Annotated in this window: 18 protein-coding genes; 10 read left to right on the plus strand and 8 right to left on the minus strand. The window is 73.4% G+C overall.

Translation table 11 applies throughout. From position 1 onward, the window contains the following. Positions 1 to 44 precede the first annotated feature (44 nt). The gene (locus ACIBO8_RS29210; RefSeq protein WP_396118547.1) at positions 45 to 530 is read right to left on the minus strand and encodes a hypothetical protein; all 486 of its coding nucleotides are present in this window, start codon (positions 528 to 530) and stop codon (positions 45 to 47) included. A gap of 84 nt (positions 531 to 614) precedes the next feature. Between ACIBO8_RS29210 and ACIBO8_RS29215 the strand changes: the two genes are divergently transcribed. Beyond that, positions 615 to 1181: an AAA family ATPase gene (locus tag ACIBO8_RS29215; RefSeq protein WP_396118548.1), complete on the plus strand. Its 567-nt coding sequence runs from the start codon at positions 615 to 617 to the stop codon at positions 1179 to 1181. Positions 1182 to 1213: 32 nt separating this feature from the next. Next, positions 1214 to 1417: a hypothetical protein gene (locus ACIBO8_RS29220; RefSeq protein ID WP_396118549.1), complete on the plus strand. Its 204-nt coding sequence runs from the start codon at positions 1214 to 1216 to the stop codon at positions 1415 to 1417. A 6-nt stretch (positions 1418 to 1423) separates the two neighbouring features. Here the strand turns inward: ACIBO8_RS29220 and ACIBO8_RS29225 are convergent, their stop codons facing one another. The 4 genes from ACIBO8_RS29225 to ACIBO8_RS29240 are packed head-to-tail and all read right to left on the minus strand — an operon-like array spanning position 1424 to position 7883. After that, on the minus strand, positions 1424 to 2044 hold the full coding sequence (locus ACIBO8_RS29225; RefSeq protein ID WP_396118550.1) for a response regulator transcription factor: 621 nt from the start codon (positions 2042 to 2044) through the stop codon (positions 1424 to 1426). A gap of 44 nt (positions 2045 to 2088) precedes the next feature. Continuing rightward, positions 2089 to 4491, minus strand: coding sequence for a phosphoketolase (locus ACIBO8_RS29230; RefSeq protein WP_396118551.1), 2403 nt, complete (start codon positions 4489 to 4491; stop codon positions 2089 to 2091). Further along, complete coding sequence (locus tag ACIBO8_RS29235) at positions 4488 to 5933, minus strand: MFS transporter (RefSeq protein WP_396118552.1); 1446 nt, start codon at positions 5931 to 5933, stop codon at positions 4488 to 4490. Before ACIBO8_RS29235 ends, ACIBO8_RS29230 begins: the two co-directional genes overlap by 4 nt. Positions 5934 to 5972: 39 nt before the next feature. Continuing rightward, entirely contained in the window at positions 5973 to 7883 is a 1911-nt protein-coding gene (locus ACIBO8_RS29240) for a discoidin domain-containing protein (protein WP_396118553.1), read from the minus strand. Positions 7884 to 7990: 107 nt separating this feature from the next. On the opposite strand from ACIBO8_RS29240, the gene ACIBO8_RS29245 reads away from it, so the two are divergent. The 4 genes from ACIBO8_RS29245 (at position 7991) to ACIBO8_RS29260 (ending at position 13871) form a co-directional block, all read left to right on the plus strand. Continuing rightward, positions 7991 to 9025 carry a LacI family DNA-binding transcriptional regulator gene (locus ACIBO8_RS29245; RefSeq protein WP_396118554.1) on the plus strand — a complete coding sequence of 345 codons (1035 nt, stop codon included), beginning with the start codon at positions 7991 to 7993 and terminating at the stop codon, positions 9023 to 9025. Between the two features lie 9 nt (positions 9026 to 9034). Then, positions 9035 to 10081 carry a Gfo/Idh/MocA family protein gene (locus tag ACIBO8_RS29250; protein WP_396118555.1) on the plus strand — a complete coding sequence of 349 codons (1047 nt, stop codon included), beginning with the start codon at positions 9035 to 9037 and terminating at the stop codon, positions 10079 to 10081. Positions 10082 to 10158: 77 nt separating this feature from the next. Further along, on the plus strand, positions 10159 to 13173 hold the full coding sequence (locus tag ACIBO8_RS29255) for a putative bifunctional diguanylate cyclase/phosphodiesterase (protein WP_396118556.1): 3015 nt from the start codon (positions 10159 to 10161) through the stop codon (positions 13171 to 13173). A 26-nt stretch (positions 13174 to 13199) separates the two neighbouring features. Further along, positions 13200 to 13871, plus strand: a complete 672-nt coding sequence (locus ACIBO8_RS29260) for a GNAT family N-acetyltransferase (RefSeq protein WP_396118557.1) — start codon at positions 13200 to 13202, stop codon at positions 13869 to 13871. Here ACIBO8_RS29260 and ACIBO8_RS29265 read toward each other — a convergent pair. Further along, complete coding sequence (locus ACIBO8_RS29265) at positions 13868 to 15040, minus strand: acyl-CoA dehydrogenase family protein (protein WP_396118558.1); 1173 nt, start codon at positions 15038 to 15040, stop codon at positions 13868 to 13870. The two genes, ACIBO8_RS29260 and ACIBO8_RS29265, sit on opposite strands and share 4 nt — an antisense overlap. Positions 15041 to 15145: 105 nt before the next feature. Here ACIBO8_RS29265 and ACIBO8_RS29270 point away from each other — a divergent pair, with 105 nt between their 5' ends. From ACIBO8_RS29270 to ACIBO8_RS29280, 3 genes are read left to right on the plus strand one after another with little or no spacing between them, the layout of a single operon-like run. After that, complete coding sequence (locus ACIBO8_RS29270; RefSeq protein ID WP_396118559.1) at positions 15146 to 16630, plus strand: GGDEF domain-containing protein; 1485 nt, start codon at positions 15146 to 15148, stop codon at positions 16628 to 16630. Positions 16631 to 16673: 43 nt separating this feature from the next. After that, positions 16674 to 17651, plus strand: a complete 978-nt coding sequence (locus ACIBO8_RS29275; protein WP_396118560.1) for a permease — start codon at positions 16674 to 16676, stop codon at positions 17649 to 17651. Further along, on the plus strand, positions 17648 to 18379 hold the full coding sequence (locus tag ACIBO8_RS29280; protein WP_396118561.1) for a TIGR03943 family putative permease subunit: 732 nt from the start codon (positions 17648 to 17650) through the stop codon (positions 18377 to 18379). The genes ACIBO8_RS29275 and ACIBO8_RS29280 overlap by 4 nt, the downstream gene beginning before the upstream one ends. Here the strand turns inward: ACIBO8_RS29280 and ACIBO8_RS29285 are convergent, their stop codons facing one another. Further along, positions 18380 to 19336 carry a sigma-70 family RNA polymerase sigma factor gene (locus ACIBO8_RS29285; protein ID WP_396118562.1) on the minus strand — a complete coding sequence of 319 codons (957 nt, stop codon included), beginning with the start codon at positions 19334 to 19336 and terminating at the stop codon, positions 18380 to 18382. A gap of 104 nt (positions 19337 to 19440) precedes the next feature. Here ACIBO8_RS29285 and ACIBO8_RS29290 point away from each other — a divergent pair, with 104 nt between their 5' ends. Then, positions 19441 to 20229, plus strand: a complete 789-nt coding sequence (locus tag ACIBO8_RS29290) for an alpha/beta fold hydrolase (protein WP_396118563.1) — start codon at positions 19441 to 19443, stop codon at positions 20227 to 20229. 13 nt (positions 20230 to 20242) lie between these two features. On the opposite strand, the gene ACIBO8_RS29295 is transcribed toward ACIBO8_RS29290, so the two are convergent. Next, positions 20243 to 21172: an FAD-dependent oxidoreductase gene (locus ACIBO8_RS29295; RefSeq protein ID WP_396118564.1), complete on the minus strand. Its 930-nt coding sequence runs from the start codon at positions 21170 to 21172 to the stop codon at positions 20243 to 20245. Positions 21173 to 21241 lie beyond the last annotated feature (69 nt).

Here is a 21241-nt window from a genome sequence, read left to right on the forward strand (position 1 = left end):
GCCTCGCTGTTGCCCCGCATGCACCCGCGCGACGGCGGCCCGGCTCAGGTGCCGTGCCGCGACAGCGGCAGGCGGCCGACCGTCAGGCCCGCGACGACGGCGGCGGCGAAGGCCTCCCGATCCGCAGGCGAGAGCCCCTTGACCGCGGCCGCTCGCACGGCATCCGCCCAGATCCGGTGGAGATACGGCTCCTCGAGCGCCGGCAGCACGAGATCCGGCACCACGGCGAGATCGGCCCATCGCGGCCGCCGGCCCATCCGCGACGGGAACCGCCCCCACCACGACGGGCCTCGCGGCGACCAGCCCGCGGCACGCAGGAGACCGACGACGTCCTGCGCGACGAAGCCCATGGCGAACGTCGCCCAGGGCACCCGCTGGTCCACGGGCGACTTGGCGTCGTCCTCGAGCGTCCACGGGTCGGCCCGGTAGGAGTCGAGCACCGCCTCGAGGAACGGCAGCTCGCGGGGTGAGAGCGCGACGATCACCTCGCGGACCACGTCCGCGCCGGTCCGCTCGTTCTCCTCGGTCACCCCCTCGACGATAGGCCCGCTTCGCCGACTACATCCCAAACGTGTCATTCGTACGGATGACGAGCGGCACTACCATCCCGTCCCGTGATCGTATGGATCAACGGCACCCACGGCGTGGGCAAGACGACGACCGGTGCGCACGTGCAGCGGCTGATCCCGGACTCACGCGTCTTCGACGCCGAGAAGGTGGGCGAGACGCTCATGGACATCACGCCGGGCCTGCCCGCCACCGACAACTTCCAGCACTGGCCACCGTGGCGGCAGCTCGTCGTGGACACCGCCCGGCGCGTTCTCGACTACACCGGCGGCACCCTCGTGATGCCCATGACCGTGCTGGTCGAGCGGTACTGGCGCGAGATCAGCGGGGGCCTGGCCCGGCACGCCGTCCCGGTCAGGCACTTCGTGCTCCACGCCGACCAGGACACGCTTCGCAGGCGCATCGAGGGGGCCAGTCCGGCGCCCTCTCCGTTCCGCCTCGCCCATCTGGGGCCGTACGCCGAGGCGGCCCGCACGTGGCTGCACCGCGAGGCACAGGTCGTCGACACCACGCACCTCACGCCCGCCCAGGCCGCGGCGGAGATGGCGGCTGCGGTCAGGGATGGAGCGCCGTGGACGCCTTCCGGACGCCGTGGTGGCGGTGATCTACAGTGACGGCCGCATCGGTGGATCGGAAGGAGCACCACGTGAGGAAGCCACGGTCCCAGAACGCCGGGCTGATGGGGATATACGCCATCCTTCTCGCCGTCGGTGGTGGTCTCCTGGTCTGGGATTTCCGGGGTGCGGACCGCGACTGGTGGGATGTCGCCTTCCACGTGCTGGTGGTCACCAGTTGGGCCGGCGCCCTCGTCAGGGAAATCCGGCTTCCGAAGCCTGGGCCCGTCAGCTAGCAGCTCTCAGGCCGGGATCGCGAGGCGGAAGCCGACGCCGCGCCGGTTCTCGATCCAGCCCGGGTCGCCCAGCTTGCGCCGCAGGCTCGCGACGTGGAAGTCGAGCGTCTTGCCGGGGCCCGGGAACGCCGGCCCCCAGACGCTCTCCAGCAGGTGCCGTCGCGACACCACCGCGCCCGGGTCCTGTGCCAGCAGGGTCAGCAGGTCGTATTCCTTGGGGCTCAGGGAGACCGGGATGCGGTGGACGCGGACCTCGTGCGTACGGGTGTCGATGCTCAGCGGGCCACAGGTGGTAACCGGTACGGCGCGACGCCGACGGCTGACCGATTTCATGCGGGCCACGAGGTCCGGGACGCTGACCGGCTTGGGCAGGTATTCATCCGCACCGTGGGTGGCCCGTTCGCCGCGGGCGGTCAGCACGATGAGCGGGGTGTCGCCGGAGTGGCACAAGCGCTCGATGCCGTCGGCGTCCCGTACGGCGGCGTCCAGCAGCACCATGTCGGTGGGTGCGGCGGCGAGCGCCGCCGCGCCGGTGGTCACGTGGTCGGCCACGATGCCGTACCGGGCCAGGCCGTCGACCAGCGGCTCGGCGATCGACTCGTCGTCCTCTACCAGCAAGACCTTCATGGGCGATGGTACGGATCATCGGCCCCGCTCGGTTCAGTGCGACGTCATCCGCGCGTCGCCCAGTCCCCCAGCACCCAGTCCCGTACCTCGGGCATGTCCTCGAGGTGCTCCACCACGTACCGCTCGTGCCGGTCCAGCTGCGACTGGCACCAGGCCTTCAGCTCGGTCGCACCGCGGGGCAGGCGCTTGCTGTTGTTGATCGCGTCCATCACCAGGTGGTAGCGCGATGCCCGGTTCCGTACCGTCATGTCGAAGGGGGTCGTGGTGGTGCCCTGCTCGATGAAGCCGCGCACCCGGAAGCGGTCCGCGTCGGGGCGGCCGTGCACGAGCTGGTGGATCGCCCCCGGGTAGCCGTGGAACGAGAACACCACGTCCACCGTGTTCGTGAACAGCTCGGTGAACATCGTCTCGTTCATGCCGTGGGGGTGGTCCTTCGGGCGGATCAGCGTCATCAGGTCGACCACGTTGACGACCCGTACCTTCAGGCCGGGGAGCTTCTCCCGGAGGATCTGCGCGGCCGCGACCGTCTCCATGGTGACGACGTCGCCGGCGCAGGCCAGAACGATGTCGGGGTCGGTGGTGCCGTCATCGGTGCCCGCCCAGTCCCAGATGCCCGCTCCCCGGGCCGCGTGTTCGATCGCCTCGTCCATGGTCAGCCACTGCAGCTGCGGCTGCTTGTCGATGACGATCAGATTGATGTACGAGCGGGAGCGGAAGCAGTGGTCCGCGACCGACAGCAGCGTGTTGGCGTCCGGCGGCAGGTAGACGCGCGCCACGTCGCCGCGCTGGGTGAGGACGACCTGGATGAGGCCGGGGCCCTGGTGCGAGAAGCCGTTGTGGTCGTTGCGCCACGCCGTCGAGGTGAGCAGGATGTTGAGGCTGGGCACCTTCGCGCGCCACGGAAGGGCTTTCGCCTCCTGCAGCCACTTGCCGTGCTGGACCGTCTGGGAGGCGCTGACCATGGCGAACGCCTCGTACGTGGCGAACATGCCGTGCCGCCCGGTGAGCGTGTATCCCTCCAGCCAGCCGTGGCAGTTGTGTTCCGAGAGCACCTCCATGACCCGGCCGTCGCGGCCGATCTGTACGTCGGCGTCGGTGACGCGCTCCATGAAGCCGCGGTCGGAGGCCTCGAACACGGCGCCGAGCCGATTGCTGTTCGTCTCGTCGGGGCAGAACAGCCGGAACGTCTCCGGGTTGCGCCGGTAGATGTCGCGCATGAACTCGCCGAGCCGGCGCGTCGACTCGGCACGCAGCTCCGCCGGGCGCGGCACGTCGACCGCGTAGTCCCGGAAGGCGGGTAGGTCGAGCTCGCGCGTCAGCCGGCCGCCGTTGGCGTGCGGGCTCGCGCTCATCCGCAGGTCGCCCTCGGGGCCGGCGTCGCGGATCAGGGCCACGGGTGCACCGGTCTCGTCGAACAGTTCCTCCGGCCGGTACGACCGCAGCCACCGTTCCAGGATCGCCAGGTGGTCGGGATCGTCCTTGACCCCGGACAACGGCACCTGGTGGGCCCGCCACGTGCCGGCGACCTGGACACCGTCGACCTTGTCCGGTCCGGTCCAGCCCTTGGGCGAGCGCAGGATGACGAGCGGCCAGCGCGGGCGGGTGCCGTCCCAGTCGCCGCCGCGGGCCGCCTGCTGGATCTCGCGGATCCTCGCCCAGGCGCCGGCGAGCGCGGCGGCGAGGCGGTGGTGCATGCCGGGCAGGTCGTCGCCCTCCACCTCGATGATCTCGTAGCCGTGCCCCCACAGGAGGGAACGGACCTCGGCGGGGTCCTTGCGGGCCAGCACGGTCGGACCGGCGATCTTGGCGCCGTTGAGGTGCAGGATCGGCAGGACCGCGCCGTCGCGCCGCGGGTTGAGGAAGGAGATGCCCTTCCAGGAGCCCTCCAGCGGGCCGGTCTCCGCCTCGCCGTCGCCGACCACGGCCACGGCGATCAGGTCCGGGTTGTCCATGACCGCGCCGAAGGCGTGCACGAGCACGTACCCGAGCTCGCCGCCCTCGTGGATGGAGCCGGGCGTGGTGACGGAGACGTGGCTGGGGATGCCGCCCGGCGCGGAGAACTGCCGGAAGAGGCGCAGCATGCCGTTCTCGTCCTGGCTGACCGCCGGGTAGATCTCGCTGTAGGTGCCCTCGAGGTAGCCGGCGGCCACGAGGGCCGGACCGCCGTGGCCAGGGCCGGCGAGGTAGATCGCCTGCTGACCGGTCCGCTTGACGAGCCGGGAGACGTGGGCGTAGATCAGGGACAGGCCGGGGCTGGTCCCCCAGTGGCCGAGCAGCCGGGGTTTGATGTCCTCGGGGGTGAGCGGGCGGCGCAGGAGCGGGTTGCCCTGCAGGTAGATCTGGCCGATCGTCAGATAGTTGCTGGCGCGCCACCAGGCGTCGAGGCTCGCGAGGTCCTCGTCGTCGAGCCGGCCGAGGGTCGTCAGGTCCTCTGAAACGGTCGTCATGTCCGTGACGCTACGACAGCATCCGGCCCGGCGTTCAGGGCCGAAGGTCCCGCGTGGCGCGCCGCCCGGACGTCGGCGAGGGCCGCGACGAGCGCCACCAGGACGAACGCGATGGTGACCAGCAGGGAGGTCCGGAAGGCCAGCGACCAGCTGCCGCCGTTGGCCGCCAGGCGGTTGAAGAAGATCGCGCCGACCACCGCGATGCCCAGGGCCGTGCCGATGCGCTGTCCGGTCTGCAGCACGGCGCCCGCGGCGCCGGCCCGGCGTACCGGGACCTCGGAGAGGGTGAGGGTCTGGTTCGGGCTGATCACCATGCCGCTGCCGATGCCGGCGATCAGCAACGGCACGGCCGCCGCCCACCCCGCGTGGTGGCCCGGGACGAAGTGCAACGCGATCACGGTGGCGATCAGGCCGGCCGCGACGAGGGCGAGGCCGGCGGCGACCAGCGGGCGCCCGTACCGGTTGACGATCCGCCCGCCGACCGCGGACGCGACCGCCGAGCCGATGGCGAACGGGGTGATGGCCACGCCCGCGGCCAGCGCGCTGTAGTGCAGGCCGCTCTGCAGGTAGAGCGTGTAGATGAAGAAGATCGTGGTGAAGCCGGCAAAGTAGAGCAGGCCGATCAGCGCGCCGAGGCCGTACGAGCGCACCCCGAACAGCCCCAGCTCGATCAGCGGCGTCCGGCCGCGGCGGGCGAAGCGGCGTTCCCAGGCGACGAACCCGGCGAGCACCGCCACGGCGGCCACCACCAGCAGCCACTTCGCCGGGCTGTGCCATTCGCGCTCCTCGACCAGCGGCAGGAGCAGCAGGAGCACGCCGACGCCGAGCAGGACGACGCCGACCGGGTCGAGGCTCTCGCGCTCGCGATCCTCCGGGCTGCGGCCCGGGATCCACATGCGGCCCAGCACGACGGCCGCGATCCCGATCGGCACGTTGATGAAGAAGATCCAGCGCCAGCCCTGCTCGGCGCCGAGCAGCTGGATCAGCAGGCCGCCGAGCAGCGGGCCGACGGCGGTGGAGACGCCGATGGTGGCGCCGAGCAGGCCGAAGGGCCGGCCCCGCTCGGCCGGCTTGAACAGCTGCTGGATCAGCCCGGAGACCTGGGGGTTCACGACGCCGGCCGCGGCGCCCTGCACGAGCCGGGCGACGATGAGCCACAGGGCGCTCGTGGCCATCCCGGCGGCGGCGCTGGCCAGGGTGAACATCGCCAGTCCGGCGATGAACACGTCGCGGCGGCCGCGGGCGTCGCCGACGCGCCCGGACGGCACCAGCAGCAGCCCGAAGGTCAGCGCGTATCCGGACAGCACCCACTGCAGCCCGCCGGGGCTCAGGTCGAGGTCGGCGCGGATGGACGGCAGGGCGACGTTGACGATGCTGACGTCGAGCAAGGTCATGAACCCGGCCACGAGCGCCACCGTCAGGGCTTTCCAGCGGTTGGTCACCGGCCCGTGGTTCCCGCACGGGCCGGCGGGAAACCGTGACTAGCGGTACAGCCGCAGGTCGGCGATGCTCCACCAGTTGCCGCTGGTGCCGGTGTTGGTGATCCGCAGGTGGCGGGCCCGGGTCAAGGGGAGGTCCACGGTGGTCAGCTGCCCGGTGCCGGCGCCCGTGGCGAGGGTGCGCCAGTGGACGCCGTCGTCGCTCGCGGTCAGTTCCCAGGAGCGGGCGTAGTCGCCCAGGTTGTCGCCGCTGTCGACGGCGACCTTGCGGAACCACCGGGTGGCGCCGAGGTCGGCCTGCAGGTACTGACCCGGCGCCTGGGCGGCGCCGCTGGACCAGCGGGTGGACGCGTCGCCGTCGACCGCCGCGCCCGGGTTCTCGCCGGCCGGGGCGGCGGTGGCGGTCGCGTCGCCGGCCGGGAGCAGCCGGTCGACGCCGCCGAAGGCACCGCGCGGCCAGGTGAAGGTGGCCAGGGCGCCGCCGGGCAGCTCGTACTCGAAGGTGTGGTCGCCGACCGCGACGGCGAAGGAGCGCGGGGCGTCGTTCTCGTTGTGCACGATCAGGGCCGTGGAGCCGTCCGGGTTGCGGAACGCCACGTCCATGATCTGCCCGTTCCAGCCGGTGGTGCCGAACGACGTGCTGGCGATCCGGACGGCGCCGGGACGGACGAACTTCGCCAGATGCCCGATGGTGTAGTACTCGGCGTCGCGGGTGACGCTGCCGTCCGCGTGCAGGGTGAGCAGGCCGGTGCAGGTGCCGCAGCCGCCCAGGTGCGGGCCGCCCGTGTGGTCCAGGGCGATGTTCCAGTTGACCACCGACTTGGCCCAGTTGCGGGTCGTGCCGATGGCGAGCGTACGGGCATGCCAGGTCAGCGTGCCGCGGAAGATCTGCTCGGGGGTGTCCTGCGGCCCGTGCGAGCCCGAGCACTCGGTGAACCAGATCCCCTTGCCCGGGTACGCCTCGTGCAACGCCGTCTGCGCGCTCGGGTCACCGGAGTAGCAGTGGTACGCCGTACCCGCGAGCCACTTGCCGGCCGGCGAGGCGAGCAGCCGGTAAGGGTAGTCGGTCTCCGGGTCCTCGCCGGGCGGGGTGGTCGCCACGTCGCCGGGGTGCGTGGTCCAGTTGTGGTCGTACCCGAGGATCTTGGTGCGGGGGCTGACCTTGCGCAGCAGCGGCCCGAGCGCCTCGATCACCTGCGCCTCCTGCGGCACGGGCACCGCGGCGCCGGGGTAGCCGCCGTCGTGCCGGTTCTGCGGCTCGTTCTGCACGGTCAGGTAGTCGATCGGGACCCCGGCCTTCGCGTACGCCTGCACGTACTTGACCAGGTACCGGGCGTACGCGTCGTAGATGCGCGGGTCGTCCTTGAGGTGACCGCCCATCAGCGAGTCGCTCGTCTTCATCCAACCGGGCGGGCTCCACGGCGTACCCATGACGGTCAATCCGGGGTTGAGCTGCCGGGCGCGGCGCAGCAGGGGCAGGATCTGGGCCTCGTCGTGCGCGATGCTGAAGTGCGCCAGCGGGAAGTCGGTCTGCCCGGCCGGCACGTCGTCGTAGCTGTAGTGGCTGCTCGCCGCGGTGAAGTCGGACGAGCCGACGGGCTGGCGCAGGAAGCTCACGCCGATGCCCTGCCGGGGATCGAAGAGCGAGCGCATCGCGGCGTCCCGGGCGGCCGGATCGAGGCGGTACAGCACGCTCGCCGCCGCATCGGTCAGCGAGGCGCCGAAGCCGTCCATGCGCTGGTAGGTGGTGCCGGGGTCGATCGTGATCGTCGTCAGGTCGCTGCCCCCGCGGGTGAAGGACACGGGTGCGCGCTCGTGCAGCTGTTCGGCACGGTCCGGCGTGGTGACCCACACCCGGGCCTGGGGTACGTGCTCGCGATGGGCCTGCGCGGGCCCCGCCGCCAGCAGGAGGACCGCGGCGCCGACCGCCGCGCCGATGGAACGCCGCCTCATGACCACTCCTCTGTAACAGATGAAACAACGGCACCCCCCGCCATCGACAGAAAACAATCGGTTTGCGCTGCTGTCAAGACCCCATCGCAGGCAGATAGAGTGAAGCTGTGAAACACGGTGATGTAACACCGGCGCTCCGGGGCACCGTCCGGGACGTCGCCGCGGCAGCCGGAGTCTCCATCGCCACGGTCTCCCGGGTCCTCAACGGCCGCGGGAACGTCGCGCCGGAGACGCGGGAACTGGTCGAGCGGACGCTCGCGCGGGTCGGCGGCCCGGGCCCCCGGCCGCGCGGCGCGGTACGCCCACCCACCGGCCCCGTGTTCGTGCGCTGCCCGTACCTGCTCACCGACTACTTCGGGGTGATCGTGTCGTCGATCGCCGAGACGCTCGACCGGCACGGGCGCGCGGTGGTGCTCAACGCCGGCGAAGCCGCCCAGCACAGTTCGGTGCTCGCCCGGCTGCCGCAGCGGGCCGGGCCGGCCGGAGCGGTGCTGATCCTGCCGCCGGAGCCGGCCGAGGAGCTCGCCGCGCTGCGTGCCCGGCGGTTCCCCTTCGTCGTCGTGGATCCCCGGGTGCCACCGCCGCGCGACACGCTCGCGGTGTCGGCCGCACACGCCGCCGGGGCGCGCAGCCTCACCGCCCACCTGACGGGGCTGGGCCACCGCCGCATCGGCGTGGTCGCCGGCCCGGACGAGTGGCTCGCCGGCGACGCCCGGCTGGCGGGTCACGCGGCCGCGCTGGCCGACGCCGGGGTGCTCGCCGCGCCCGAGCTCGTCCGGCACGCGGAGCCGACGGTCGCCGAGGGGCGGCGGGCCGCCGGGGAGCTGCTCGACCTGCCGGACCCGCCGACGGCCGTCATCGGTTTCAACGACAAGGCCGCCGTGGGCGCGCTGCGGGCGGCGGCCGAGCGCGGGCTGCGGGTCCCGGCGGACGTCTCGGTCGCGGGCTTCGACGACATCGATCTGAGCCGCGCCACCAGCCCGCCGCTCACCACCGTGCGGCAGCCCCTCGCCGAGCTCGGGCGGATGGCGGTGTCCCTGCTCCTCCGCGTCCTCGAGGGACACGAGGTGGAGGCGCTGCACGTGGAGCTCGCCACGGAACTCGTGGTGCGCGGATCCACGGGAGTCACTCCCGCCCGATAGGGTGCGCCCGTGACCTCGTTCGCGACCGTGGGCGCCGGGTGGCGCGCGGAGATGTTCTGGCGGCTGGCCGCCGGCCTCGACGGCCTGGAGTGCGCCGGGGCGGTGGTACGCACGCCGCGCATGCTGCCCGTGCCCGCGTACGCCTCGCTCGCGGAATGCGTCGACCAGGCCCGGCCCGACTTCATCGTCACCGCGGTGCCCTGGGACGCCAATCCGGGGGTGATCACCGAGGCGGTGGAGCGGGGGCTGCCCGTGCTCGCCGAGACCCCGCCCGCGCCGGACGCCGAGGGGCTGCGCGCGCTGTGGGCCGCGGTCGGCGGTTCGGGGCTCGTCCAGGTCGCCGAGCAGTATCTGCTGCTGCCCGCGCACGCCGCCCGGCTGGAGGCGGTGCGCCTCGGCCTCATCGGCATCCCGACCCAGGTCCAGGTGTCCTCCACGCACCTGTACCACGCGGTCTCGCTGATCCGCGGGCTGCTCGGCGTCGGACGCGAGCAAGTCGCCGTACGGGCCACCCGCACGACCGCTCCCCTGGTGGACCCGCTGACCCGCGCCGGCTGGACCGACGACCCGGACCCGGGACCCGCCACCACGACCATCGCCACGCTGGACTTCGGCGAGGGCCGCTCGGGCGTCTACGACTTCACCGACAACCAGTGGCACAACCAGCTGCGGTTCCGCCGGCTGCTGGTCCGCGGCAGCCACGGCGAGCTGCGCGACGACGAGGTGGTGCGGCTCACCGCGCCGCGAACGATCGTCCGGACCCCGCTGGTACGCCGCCAGACCGGCTACGACCTCGACCTCGACGGCTTCGACACCGACACCATCACGTTCGGCGGGGAGGTGCTCTACCGCAACCCGTACCAGGGCCGGCGCTGGAGCGACGAGGAGATCGCGATCGCCACGTTGCTGGACGCCACCGCCGCCTGGGTCCGCGGCACCGCCCCGGCGCCGTATCCCTTGGCCGACGGGGCGCAGGACCACCTCATCGCGCTGGCCGTCGAGGAGGCGGCGACCACCGACCGTACGGTCACCACGGCGGCGGAGGACTGGGCCTGACCCGGTAGCGGGTCAGAACCCGCGCCGACCCGCCGAACAGAGGGGAAAGACCCGACGTTCGGCTGGACGGAGCTCGCATGACGACGCGATTCGCGCGCGCATGCTTCGCCGCCTGGATGACCGTGCTCGCCGGGATCTTCTACGCGTGGCCCGAGACGCACCTTTACAGCTGGGCGGCGATCGGCATCTCCGGCGTGGCGGGCATCCTGCTCGGTGTCCGCGCGCACCGCCCGTCCCAGCGGCTCCCCTGGTATCTGATCGCCACTGCGCTGTTGTTCTTCGTCTCCGGGGACACGATCTATTTCGTGCAGACCACGCACGACGTCGACGCGCCGTTCCCCGGTCCGCCGGACGTGCTCTACGTGCTCGTCTATCCGCTGCTCGCCGGCGGCCTGCTGCTGTTCGTCCGGGCCCGCTCCGGCGACCGCAACCGGGCGGCGCTGCTCGACGCGCTGGTGCCGACGGTCGGCCTGGGACTGCTCACGTGGGTCTACCTGATCGCGCCGTACACCCGCGCCGCGGACCTGAGCCTGACCCAGAAGGCCGTGTCGGTGGCCTACCCGCTCGGCGACGTGCTCGCTCTGGCGATCATGCTCCGGCTGCTCGCCGCGCCGGGCCGCAAGCCCGCGGCCGTCCGGCTGCTCAGCGTCAGCATCGTCGGCGTGCTGGTCTCGGACGTCGTGTACGGCCTCGCCCGCCTCAACAGCGACTGGAACGCCGGCGGCCCGATCGACCTGGGCTGGGTCGTCTTCTACGCCGCGGCCGCGTTCGCCGCGCTGCACCCGTCGATGACCTGGCTGACCCATGACGCCGCGCCGCCCGACGCGGCGCCCACGACGGGCGCTCGCCGCCTGGTGCTGCTGACGCTCGCGGCGCTCATCGCGCCGGGCGTGCTGCTGGCCCAGCACCTCGGCGGCGGGGTGGTCGACGCGCCGGTCATCGCCGCCGGCTCGGCCGCGCTCGTCCTGCTGGTCATGGCACGCGTCGGCGGCCTGCTGGGCGAACAGCGCCGAGCCCACCACAGCGAGCGCGCCCTGCGCCGGGCGACCGCCGCCCTCGCGGCCGCCGCCGGTGCGGACGACGTGCTCAGCGCCATCCGTACGGCCATCGCCGCCGTCATGCCGCCGGGCGAGCCGTACACGCTGCTCACCGGCGAGCCCGAGCCGGTGGAGAAGGGGGAGATCGTCGAGCCGGGGGTCACGCTCGCGCCGGCCGACCGGGCCACCGTAGGATTCCCGTACGCCCTGACGGCCACGATGGTGCTCCCCGGCGCACCGCCGCGGCGGGCCGCAACCCAGCTCGCCGCGGCCAGCGGCACGTTGCGTGCCGTGCGCCCGGCCGTGCAGGCGCTGTTCGACCAGGTCGCCCTGGTCGCCGAGCGGATCGCGCTGGCCGCCGAGATCAGCCGCCGCGACGGCGAGGCGTACTTCCGGACCCTGATCCAGAGCGCCTCCGACGTCATCCTGATCATCGACGACGACGATCGGATCCGGTACGCGAGCCCGTCCGCCGGCACCGTCCTCGGCCGCCCGGACCTGGCCGGCGTCCCCCTCGCCCGGCTGGTCGCGGACACCCACCACGACGAGCTGGCCGCGCTGCTGATCCGCGCCCGCGCCGGCGACCGGGACGGCTCCGACCTGACCGTCGTCTGCGGCGACCGCCGGCTCGTGCAGGTCGAGTGCCTCGCCCGTGACCTGCGGGACGATCCGACGGTCCGCGGACTGGTGCTGACCGTGCGCGACGTGACCGAACGGCGCCGCCTGGAGAACGACCTCGCCCACCAGGCGTTCCACGACGGCCTCACCGGGCTCGCCAACCGGATGCTCTTCCGGGACCGGCTCGAGCAGGCCTTCGCCGGGGCCGTGAGCGCCGGCACCCACGTGGGCGTGCTCTTCGTCGACCTGGACGACTTCAAGGAGGTCAACGACACCCTCGGGCACGCGGTCGGCGACCAGCTGCTCGTGGCGGTCGGGCAGCGCATCGCCCGGGCGATCGGCCCGCGCGACACCGCGGCCCGGATGGGTGGCGACGAGTTCGCCGTCCTGGTCGCGGACGCCGCGGACCCGGGCGCCGCCGAGGACGTGGCCGCCCGCATCGTCGCGGCGCTGCGGTCGCCGGTGGAGGTCAGTGACGGCCTCGGCGGCAGCCACGTGGTCAGCGGGGCGGCCAGTGTGGGCGTCGCCACGAGCCGGGACGCCACCAGCCCCACCGAGCTGCTGCGCCACGCCGACCTGGCGCTCTACCTGGCCAAGGGCGCCGGCAAGGGCGCCTGGCAGCGGTACCGCAGCGAGCTGCACACCGCGATGGTGGAACGGCTCGCCCTGCGCACCGCGCTGCAGGAGGCCGTCGAGCAGCGGCAGTTCGTCCTCCAGTACCAGCCGATCGTGGACGTGCGCAGCCGTACGGTCGTCGGCGTCGAGGCGCTCGTCCGGTGGCAGCACCCCGAGCGGGGGCTGCTGGGGCCGTACCACTTCATCGAGATGGCGGAGGAGAGCGGCGCCATCGTCGGCATCGGGGCCTGGGTGCTGCGTGAAGCGCTGCGCCAGTTCGCGCAGTGGCGCGCGGAGTCGCCGGACCTGTCGCTGCGCTACGTCAGCGTGAACGTCTCGGCGCGGCAGTTCCGTCAGCCGGGCTTCGTCGATCAGGTACGCGAGGCGCTGGCGGCCACGCAGGCGCAGCCCGCGTGGCTGCTGCTCGAGATCACCGAGAGCCTGGTGCTGCGCGACGCCGACCAGGTGTGGGCGGACCTGGAGGAGTTGCGGGCGCTGGGCGTGCGCATCGCGATCGACGACTTCGGCACGGGCTACTCGTCGCTGAGCTACCTGCGGCAGATCCCGGTGGACGTACTGAAGATCGACAAGTCCTTCATCGACGACATCCTGGCCGGCAGCCAGCAGCGGGCGCTGGTGGACGCGATCGTCACGCTGGCCCGCCACCTCGACCTCGCCGTGGTCGCGGAGGGCATCGAGGAGGAGGACCAACGGGCCGTGCTGGCCGCCATGGGGTGCCCCTACGGTCAGGGCTACCTCTTCTCGCGGCCGGTCTGGCCCGCCGAGATACCCGTCACTGCCGCAGCGGTCGTGCCGGCCTGATGCGACGCCCCTGCGAGGATCCTGGAGTGGAAGCTCTCGACAACCCGGTCTGGGCCGCGCTGTCCGGCCCGCAGGCCGCCCACGCCGACCGGCTCGGCCGGGCCGCCCGCTTCGACCCCGAGATCAGCCCCTTCGCGGCGGTCGACGACCCCACCGACCCGCAGGCCTGGCAGGATCTGGCCAAGCTGGTCGGGCCCGGCAGCATGGCGCTCGTCGCGGCGCCCGCGGTGGCCCTGCCGCCGGAGTGGACGGTGACCGGCGGCGCGCCGGGCGTCCAGCTCGTCGGTCACGACTACCAGGGCGAGCCGGACCCCGAAGCGCAGCTGCTCGGCGCGGACGACCTGCCGGAGATCCTGGACCTGGTGGCCCGCACCCGGCCGGGGCCCTTCCGCGAGCGCACCGTGACGCTGGGCGCGTATCTGGGCATCCGGCGCGACGGCGAACTGGTCGCGATGGCCGGCGAGCGGATGCGGCTGCCCGGCCACACCGAGATCAGCGCCGTCTGCACCGACCAGGCGCACCGCGGCACCGGGCTGGCCACCCGGCTGATCGCCGCGGTCGCCGCCGGCATCCGGGCCCGCGGCGAGGTGCCGTTCCTGCACGCCGCCGTGGAGAACGCGGGCGCCGTCCGCCTCTACGAACGGCTGGGCTTCGAACAGCGCACCCCCATGCAGTTCATCGCCGCGACGGCACCCTAGAGCTGCCCGTGGTTCGGCGGCTGGACGTCCGCCAGCTCGTACGCGGCGAGGTGGTGGTACTTCCAGTCGAGCGGGTCGTGGACGCTGTGGGTACGGGCGTTGCGCCAGTGCCGGTCGAGGTCGTACGCGGCGGCCGTGGCGCTCGTGCCGCACATCTGGAACAGGTCCGAGGCCACCTCCAGGGCCACCTCGCTGCCGAACGCCTTCGCCGCCGCCACGGCCAGTGAGCCGCGGGCCGCCTCCGCCGCGCCGGCCGGCACCAGCCCGACCTCGTCCACCGTGCGGGCGGCATCGGCGAGCAGCGCCTCGGCCGCGCGCACCCGGCTGGCGGCGCGGCCGTAACGGTGCAGCACGTGCGGGTCGTCGGCGGCGGTGGCCGCGCCGGCGCGTACCGCCTCGGTCGACGGCCGGGCCTTCTCCCGCAGGTACGCCCGGGCGTCCCGCAACGCTCCCCCGGCGATGCCGACCTCGATCGCGGCGTGCACCAGCTGGGCCCGGGCGCCGAGCTGCTGCGGCACCTCGTACGCCCGCGCGTAGTCCAGCACCAGCGGCACCCCGACGTCCTCGAAGGTCGCCGTACCGCTGATCGTGGCGCGCTGCCCCATCACGTCCCAGTCGGTGTCGACACTGACCCCGGGCGCGTCGCGCGGCACGAAGGCGAGCACCAGGCGGCCCGCGTCGTCCAGCGCGCTGACCGCGATCCAGGCCGAGGTCAGGGCGCCGGTCGTGTAGTACTTGCGGCCGCTGAGCCGCCCGCCGGCCAGCCGGGTGCGCAGGTCCTGGGCGTGCCGGCCGCCGCGTTCGGCCAGGGCGTTGCCGATCCGCCGGCCCGCCAGCACCTCGGCGTACAGAGCGGCGCGGGTCGCGTCGTCGCCGTGCACGGCGAGGACGTCGACGAGCAGGTAGTGCGCCTGCGGCACCTGGGCGATCGCGGGGTCGACGGCCGCGACGATCCTGGTGACCTCGGCCAGGGTCGGCGCGCCGAGCCCGGGTCCGCCGTCGGCGGCCGGGACGGTGATCGCGAGCAGGCCGGAGGCGTCCAGGGCGGCCAGGGCCCCGGCCGGCACGGTGGCGGCGCCCTCCCGGTCCCGCCGGACCACGCCGGGCGCCAGTGCCGCGGCGACCTCATGGGCGGCGGCGACAGCGGCGTCATGGGAATCGATGGTCACCCCGCGATCCTAGGGTCGCTCCCGGGCCGCACCGGCGAAGCACCGGTACGGCAACCCGCGGGGGGTTGACTGAGGCGGTTGAGCTGTCCGGCGATCGGGGCGCACATGCGAGGCAGGAACTGGCGGACCTTCGCGGTCGCCATGGCCGTGGTGATCGCCGCGTACCAGGTCCTGCCGGACGACCCGGTGTGGGCGACGAGCTGGCAGGTCGGCATCGGCTGGGCCGGCACCGCCGCCGTCCTCGTGGGCGTGCGCCGCCTGCCGAGCCGCGACCGGCTGCCCTGGTGGTGCTTCGCGCTCGGCATCTTCGCCAACTCCACCGGCATCGCCGTCGCGGTCTACGCCGACGTGGTGCTCGGCTGGGAGGACATGCCGACGCCGGCCGACCCGTTCTTCCTGACGCTCTACCCGGCGTGCGCGGCCGGGCTGGCGCTGCTGATCCGGCGCCGCGAGCCGGGCGGCAACTGGACCGCGATGGTCGACGCCACCACCATCACCACCGGTCTCGGCCTGCTCGCCTGGGTGTACGTGATCCAGCCCGCCGCCCAGGACGCGGACATGACGCTGATGGGACGCACGGTGCAGGTGGCGTACCCGGTCGGGGACCTGCTGCTGCTCGCCATGCTGACCCGGCTGCTGCGGGCGGGCGGCGTCCGCGGCGCTTCGTTCTGGTGGATCGCGGGCTCGCTGGCGGCGTTCCTCGCGGGCGACACCGCCTGGGTGGTGCTCGGCAACCTCGGCGACACCGGCGTACGGCTGGAGGAGGTCCTCTGGTTCCGCCGCGGCATCGACATGATCTTCCTGGGCGCTTTCGTGCTCTTCGGGGTCGGCGCGCTGCACGCCCATGCCCGCGACCTGAGCACCCCGACCGCCCCGCGCCCGGCGCGGCTCGGCGGCGTCCAGCTCCTCGCGCTCACGGTCGCCACCCTGATCGCACCGGCAATCCTGGCCGGCCAGCTGCTCGCCGGGGAGGTCACCGACGGCGCGGCGATCGTGGTCGGCTCGACGGCCCTGTTCCTGCTGGTCGTGACCCGCATGGCGCAGCTCGTGCGGCAGGTCGAGAACCAGGCCCGGCAGGTCCGCGAGCTGTCGCGGACGGACGAGCTCACCGGCCTGCCGAACCGGCGCGCCTGGAACGACGAGCTGCCCCGGGCCCTCGAGCGCTCCCGCCGCGACGGGCGGCCGATCTGCGTGGCGGTGCTGGACCTGGACCGGTTCAAGCTGTTCAACGACAGCTACGGGCACCCGGCCGGCGACCGGCTGCTCAAGGAGGCCAGCGCGGCGTGGCACGCGGCGCTGCGCAAGGTCGACACGATCTCCCGGTACGGCGGGGAGGAGTTCGCCGTGCTGCTGCCCGGCGCCGATCTGGACGAGGCCGGCGCCACCGTCGGGCGCGCCCTGGCCGTGACGCCGCTCGGGCAGACGTTCTCCGCGGGCATCGCCCTGTGGGACGGCACCGAGACGTCCGACGAACTGGTGGAACGGGCCGACGCCGCGCTCTACGCCGCGAAGGCGGGCGGGCGCAACCGCATCGTCGCCGGCGGATCGGTGCCCGGCGTACGGATGAGCAGCTCGGCACAGCCCGGGTAGGGTGGGCCGCGGCCTGCCCCCGACCGCGACCCGGAGCCCTGCTGTGAGCACAACCGACGAGATCGACACCCGGCGCCGGGCCGGCTCGGTCGAGATCCTCGCGGGCGTCCTCGTGCTGCTCGTCCTGTTCCGCGCTCCGCTCGCCTCGCTGATCTCAGACCCCCGGCTGCAGACCTGGACCACCGTCTTCGTGTCGGTGCTCGTGCAGGCCGTGCCGTTCCTGGTGTTCGGCGTGGTGCTGTCGGCGGTCATCGCCGTGTTCGTGCCGCGTTCCTTCTGGGCCCGGGCACTGCCGCGGCACCCGGCGCTGGCCGTGCCCGCCGCGGGACTGGCCGGGGTGATCCTGCCGGGATGCGAGTGCGGCAGCGTGCCCATCGCCGGGTCGCTGATCCGCCGTGGCGTCACCCCGGCGGCGGCGCTGGCGTTCCTGCTCGCCGCGCCCGCGATCAACCCGATCGTGCTCACCGCCACGGCCGTCGCCTTTCCCGGCCGGCCCGGGATGGTCGTCGCCCGCGGCGCCGCCAGCCTCGTGGTGGCGGTGGCCATGGGCTGGCTGTGGCTGCGCCTGGGCAAGGCGGAGTGGATCCGGCTGCCGCACCGTCCCGACCTCGACGGCATGAGCCGGGGCAACGCCTTCTGGGCCGCCGCCCGCCACGACGTCATGCACGCCGGCGGCTTCCTGGTGCTGGGCGCCGCGGCCGCCGCGACGATCAACGTGGCGGTGCCGGAACGGTGGCTGACCTCCCTGGCGAGCAACCCGGTGCTGTCGGTGCTGGCGCTTGCCGTGCTGGCCGTCCTGCTGTCGATCTGCAGCGAGGCGGACGCGTTCGTGGCCGCGTCGCTCTCGCAGTTCTCGCTCACGTCGCGGCTGGTGTTCCTGGTGGTGGGGCCGATGGTGGATCTGAAGCTGATCAGCATGCAGACCGGGGTGTTCGGCCGCCGCTTCGCCTCCCGGTTCGCCCCGGCGACGCTGCTGACCGCGATCCTGGTGGGCTCGGCCGTCGGGGCGGTGCTGCTGTGAACCGGCAGGCCCAGGCGGTGATCATGCTGCTCTTCGGCGGGGCGATCCTCCGGGCCGGGTTCAGCGACCTCTACCTGCGCTACGTCAAGGAAGGCCTGCGGCCGTTCCTCCTCGGTGCCGGGTTCCTGCTGGTCGTCGCCGCCATCATGACCCTCTGGTACGAGCTGCGCCCCCGCCCCGCCGCCACGGCCGCCCCCGAGCCGGACGACCACGGCCACGAGCACCACCACGAGCCCCGCATCGGCTGGCTGCTGATCCTGCCCGTGCTCGGCCTGCTGCTGGTGGCCCCGCCCGCCCTGGGGTCGTACGCGGCGGGCCAGGCGGGCAGCGTCCTCACCTCGCAGAACTCGGCGTCGGACTATCCCCCGCTGCCCGCCGGCGACCCGGTCGACGTGGGCCTGCTCGACTACGCGTCGCGGGCCGTCTTCGACAAGGGCCGCAGCCTGACCGGCCGCACCTTGCGGCTCACCGGCTTCGTGACGCCCGGCCCCGGCGGCGAGCCGATGCTGGCCCGCATGGTCCTGTCCTGCTGCGCCGCGGACGGGCGCCCGATCAAGGTCGGCCTGACCGGCGAGGGCCCCGCCGGCGTCGCCCCGGACACCTGGGTGCAGGTCGTCGGCGCGTACGCCGACCGGGTCGCCAAGGACCCCGTCAACGGCGCCGACGTGCCGTACCTGCAGGTGAAGAGCTGGCAGGAGGTCACGGCGCCGAAGCAGCCGTACGAGTGATCAGCCGAGCCGCGCGGGCAGCCCGAAGAGCGGGAACAGGCGGGCGGTGTCGAGGAAGTTGCTGACCCCGGCGATCCGTCCGCCGGAGACCTCCAGCACGATCAGCGCCCACGGGTCGTGGCCGGTGCCGCCCGCGGCCGGCCGGTACTGCCCGAAGGCCGGCAGGCCGTTGGCCGTCACCGGGATCAGGCGCGACCCCCGGCAGCCGCCGCCCGTGCCGCCCATCCACACGGCGATGTCGTCGCGCCCGCGCAGCCACAGCGGCAGCGGCGGCATCGACAGCGTCGCGTCCTCGTGCAGCAGCGCCGTGAGCGCCTCGAGGTCGTACGCCTCGAACGCCCGGACGTAGCGGGCCAGCAGCTTGCGCTGCTCCTCGTCGAGCGGCCGGTGGACGTCGGCGCCGGTGTCGGCCGCCCCCATCGTCGCCCGCGCCCGCTGCAGGACGCTGTTCACGCTGGCGACCGAGGTGTCGAGCAGCTCGGCCACCTCGCTCGCCGACCAGGCCAGCACGTCCCGCAGGATCAGCACGGCCCGCTGCCGCGGCGGCAGGTGCTGCAGGGCGGCCACGAACGCCAGCCGGATCGACTCCCGCCCGGCGACCACCTCGGCGGGGTCCGCGCGTTCCGGCAGCACCCGGGTGTCCGGCACCGGGCCGACCCAGATCTCGTCGGGGCGCGGCTCGCCCGGGTCGGTGGCCCGCCCCGAACCGGCCGGGCCGAGATCCATCGGCCGCACCCGCCGCTGGGCGCTGCTCAGCATGGTCAGGCAGACGTTCGTGGTGATCCGGTAGAGCCAGGACCGCAGGGCGGAGCGCCCGTCGAAGCCGTCGATGCCGCGCCAGGCGCGCACCATCGCGTCCTGGACCGCATCCTCCGCGTCGAACGCCGACCCCAGCATGCGGTAGCAGTAACCGGTCAGCTCCGGCCGGTACGCCTCGAGCTGCGCCACATCGTTCACCCGGCAAAAGTAGCGGAAACTTTTTGCGCGGGGACCGATGAGATCCGGGTGTCGCCCCGGTCTACCCCCGCGACAGACGGCACGAAGCATCCGAGGAGTAAGCCATGTACGCGGACGTCAACGGCATCAACCTGTACTACGAGACGCGCGGCACCGGACGCCCGCTCGTCCTGCTGCACGGCGGGCTCGGTTCGGGCGAGATGTTCGGGCCGAACACCGATGCCTTCGCCGGTCGTCACCACGTCGTCCTCCCCGACCTGCAGGGTCACGGGCGCACGGCCGACATCGACCGCCCGCTCGACGTACGCCTGATGGCCGACGACATCGCGGCGCTCATCGACCACCTGGGTCTGGACCGGCCGGACGTCGTCGGCTACTCCCTCGGCGGTGGCGTGGCGCTGCAGGTCGCGATCCGGCACCCGCGGAAGGTGGGCCGGCTGGTGGCGGCATCGGCGGGCATCCGGCGTGACGCGACGTACCCGGAGATCCTCGAGCAGCAGGGTCAGGTGTCCTCCGCGGCCGCCGAGTTCATGAAGGAGACCCCGATGTACGAGCTCTACCAGCGGGTGGCGCCGCGTCCCGGTGACTTCCCGCACCTGCTGGACAAGATCGGCGCCGCGATGGCGCAGGACTTCGACTTCACCGAGGACGTACGCGGCCTCCAGGTGCCGACGCTGGTGCTCGGCGCGGACGCCGACATGGTGCCGCCCAGCCACTTCGTCGAGATCTTCGGCCTGCTCGACGGCGGTGTGCGCGACGGCGGCTGGATGGGCGAGGGCCGGCCCAAGGGCGGCCACGCGCTGGCGATCCTGCCCGGCCTGACCCACTACAACCTGGTCGACTCGCCGCTGTTCCCGGCCACCGCGCTCGCGTTCCTCGACCGGGACCGCTGAGCGGAGGCGGGGGTCAGAGGACGAGGGCCGCTACTTCGTCGGCGCAGCCCCAGGAGAGCGTCATGCCCGCGCCGCCGTGGCCGTACGCGTGCACCACGAGGCCGTCCGGCCACTTCTCCGTCTCGACCCGCGGACCCCCGCGCCGGGCCGGCCGCAGCCCCACCTTCTCCCCCACCACCGGCGCGCCGGCCAGCTCGGGCACCAGCGCGACGCACCGCTCGACGATGGCGTCGCGCGTCGCCGGGTCCGGTGTGGTGTTCCAGTCTCCGGCCTGGAACGTCCCGCCAAGCACCACGTCGCGGGTGCGCGGGTGCACATAGGTGCTCGGTTCACCCTGGTCGCGTACGGAGACGAACACTCCGGGGTTCGCGACGAGCACGATCTGGCCGCGTACCGGATAGACCTCGGGATCGCCGCAGAGCGTGCCGGCGGCGAGCCCGGTGGCGTTCACGACCACCGGCGCCTCGGCGAGCGCCTCCTCGAGGCGGCCGGCCCGGCGGCGCACCACCCGGCCGCCGGCCCGCTCGAACCGCTCCCGCAGCCAGGGCAGGTAGACGCCCATCTCGACCATCGGGGCCTGGAAGCGTACCTCCCGGGTCCACGGCGGACCGATCGGCAGATACCGCACCCGGCCCGCGGCGGGCGCCCACCACGGTTCGCCGGTCGCACCGTCGCGCTCCAGGTTGCGCGTCTCCCGGACGAGGACGCCGGGCACCCCGTCGTGAGCTTGCCGGCGGAAGCACTCGTACGTGGCGGCGGCCCAGTCCAGCACCCGCGGCGCGAAGCGCAGGCCGGTCGGGTACCAGGCCGCGGCGGCGACCGCCGAGACGGTTTCCGTGGGTCCGACCGGCGTCCACAGGGTCACGTCGGCGCCTCGCTCGCGCAGCCGCACCGCCGCCGTCATCCCGATGATCCCGCCGCCCACCACGATGACATCCGCCATCCCGCCATCCTGCTGCACCCGGCGGTGAGTACGCGCACTCAGTCGCGTTGGCGACCGGCCGGGCAGGCT

It is taken from the genome of Actinoplanes sp. NPDC049681 (genome assembly GCF_044465265.1).
In the GTDB taxonomy this organism is placed as follows: domain Bacteria; phylum Actinomycetota; class Actinomycetes; order Mycobacteriales; family Micromonosporaceae; genus Actinoplanes.

Coding starts and splice junctions, on each gene's coding strand:
- ACIBO8_RS29225 (WP_396118550.1), bottom strand. CDS start 2,044: ATGAAGGTCTTGCTGGTAGAGGACGACGAGTCGATCGCCGAGCCGCTG.
- ACIBO8_RS29230 (WP_396118551.1), bottom strand. CDS start 4,491: ATGACGACCGTTTCAGAGGACCTGACGACCCTCGGCCGGCTCGACGAC.
- ACIBO8_RS29240 (WP_396118553.1), bottom strand. CDS start 7,883: ATGAGGCGGCGTTCCATCGGCGCGGCGGTCGGCGCCGCGGTCCTCCTG.
- ACIBO8_RS29255 (WP_396118556.1), top strand. CDS start 10,159: ATGACGACGCGATTCGCGCGCGCATGCTTCGCCGCCTGGATGACCGTG.
- ACIBO8_RS29270 (WP_396118559.1), top strand. CDS start 15,146: ATGCGAGGCAGGAACTGGCGGACCTTCGCGGTCGCCATGGCCGTGGTG.
- ACIBO8_RS29290 (WP_396118563.1), top strand. CDS start 19,441: ATGTACGCGGACGTCAACGGCATCAACCTGTACTACGAGACGCGCGGC.
- ACIBO8_RS29295 (WP_396118564.1), bottom strand. CDS start 21,172: ATGGCGGATGTCATCGTGGTGGGCGGCGGGATCATCGGGATGACGGCG.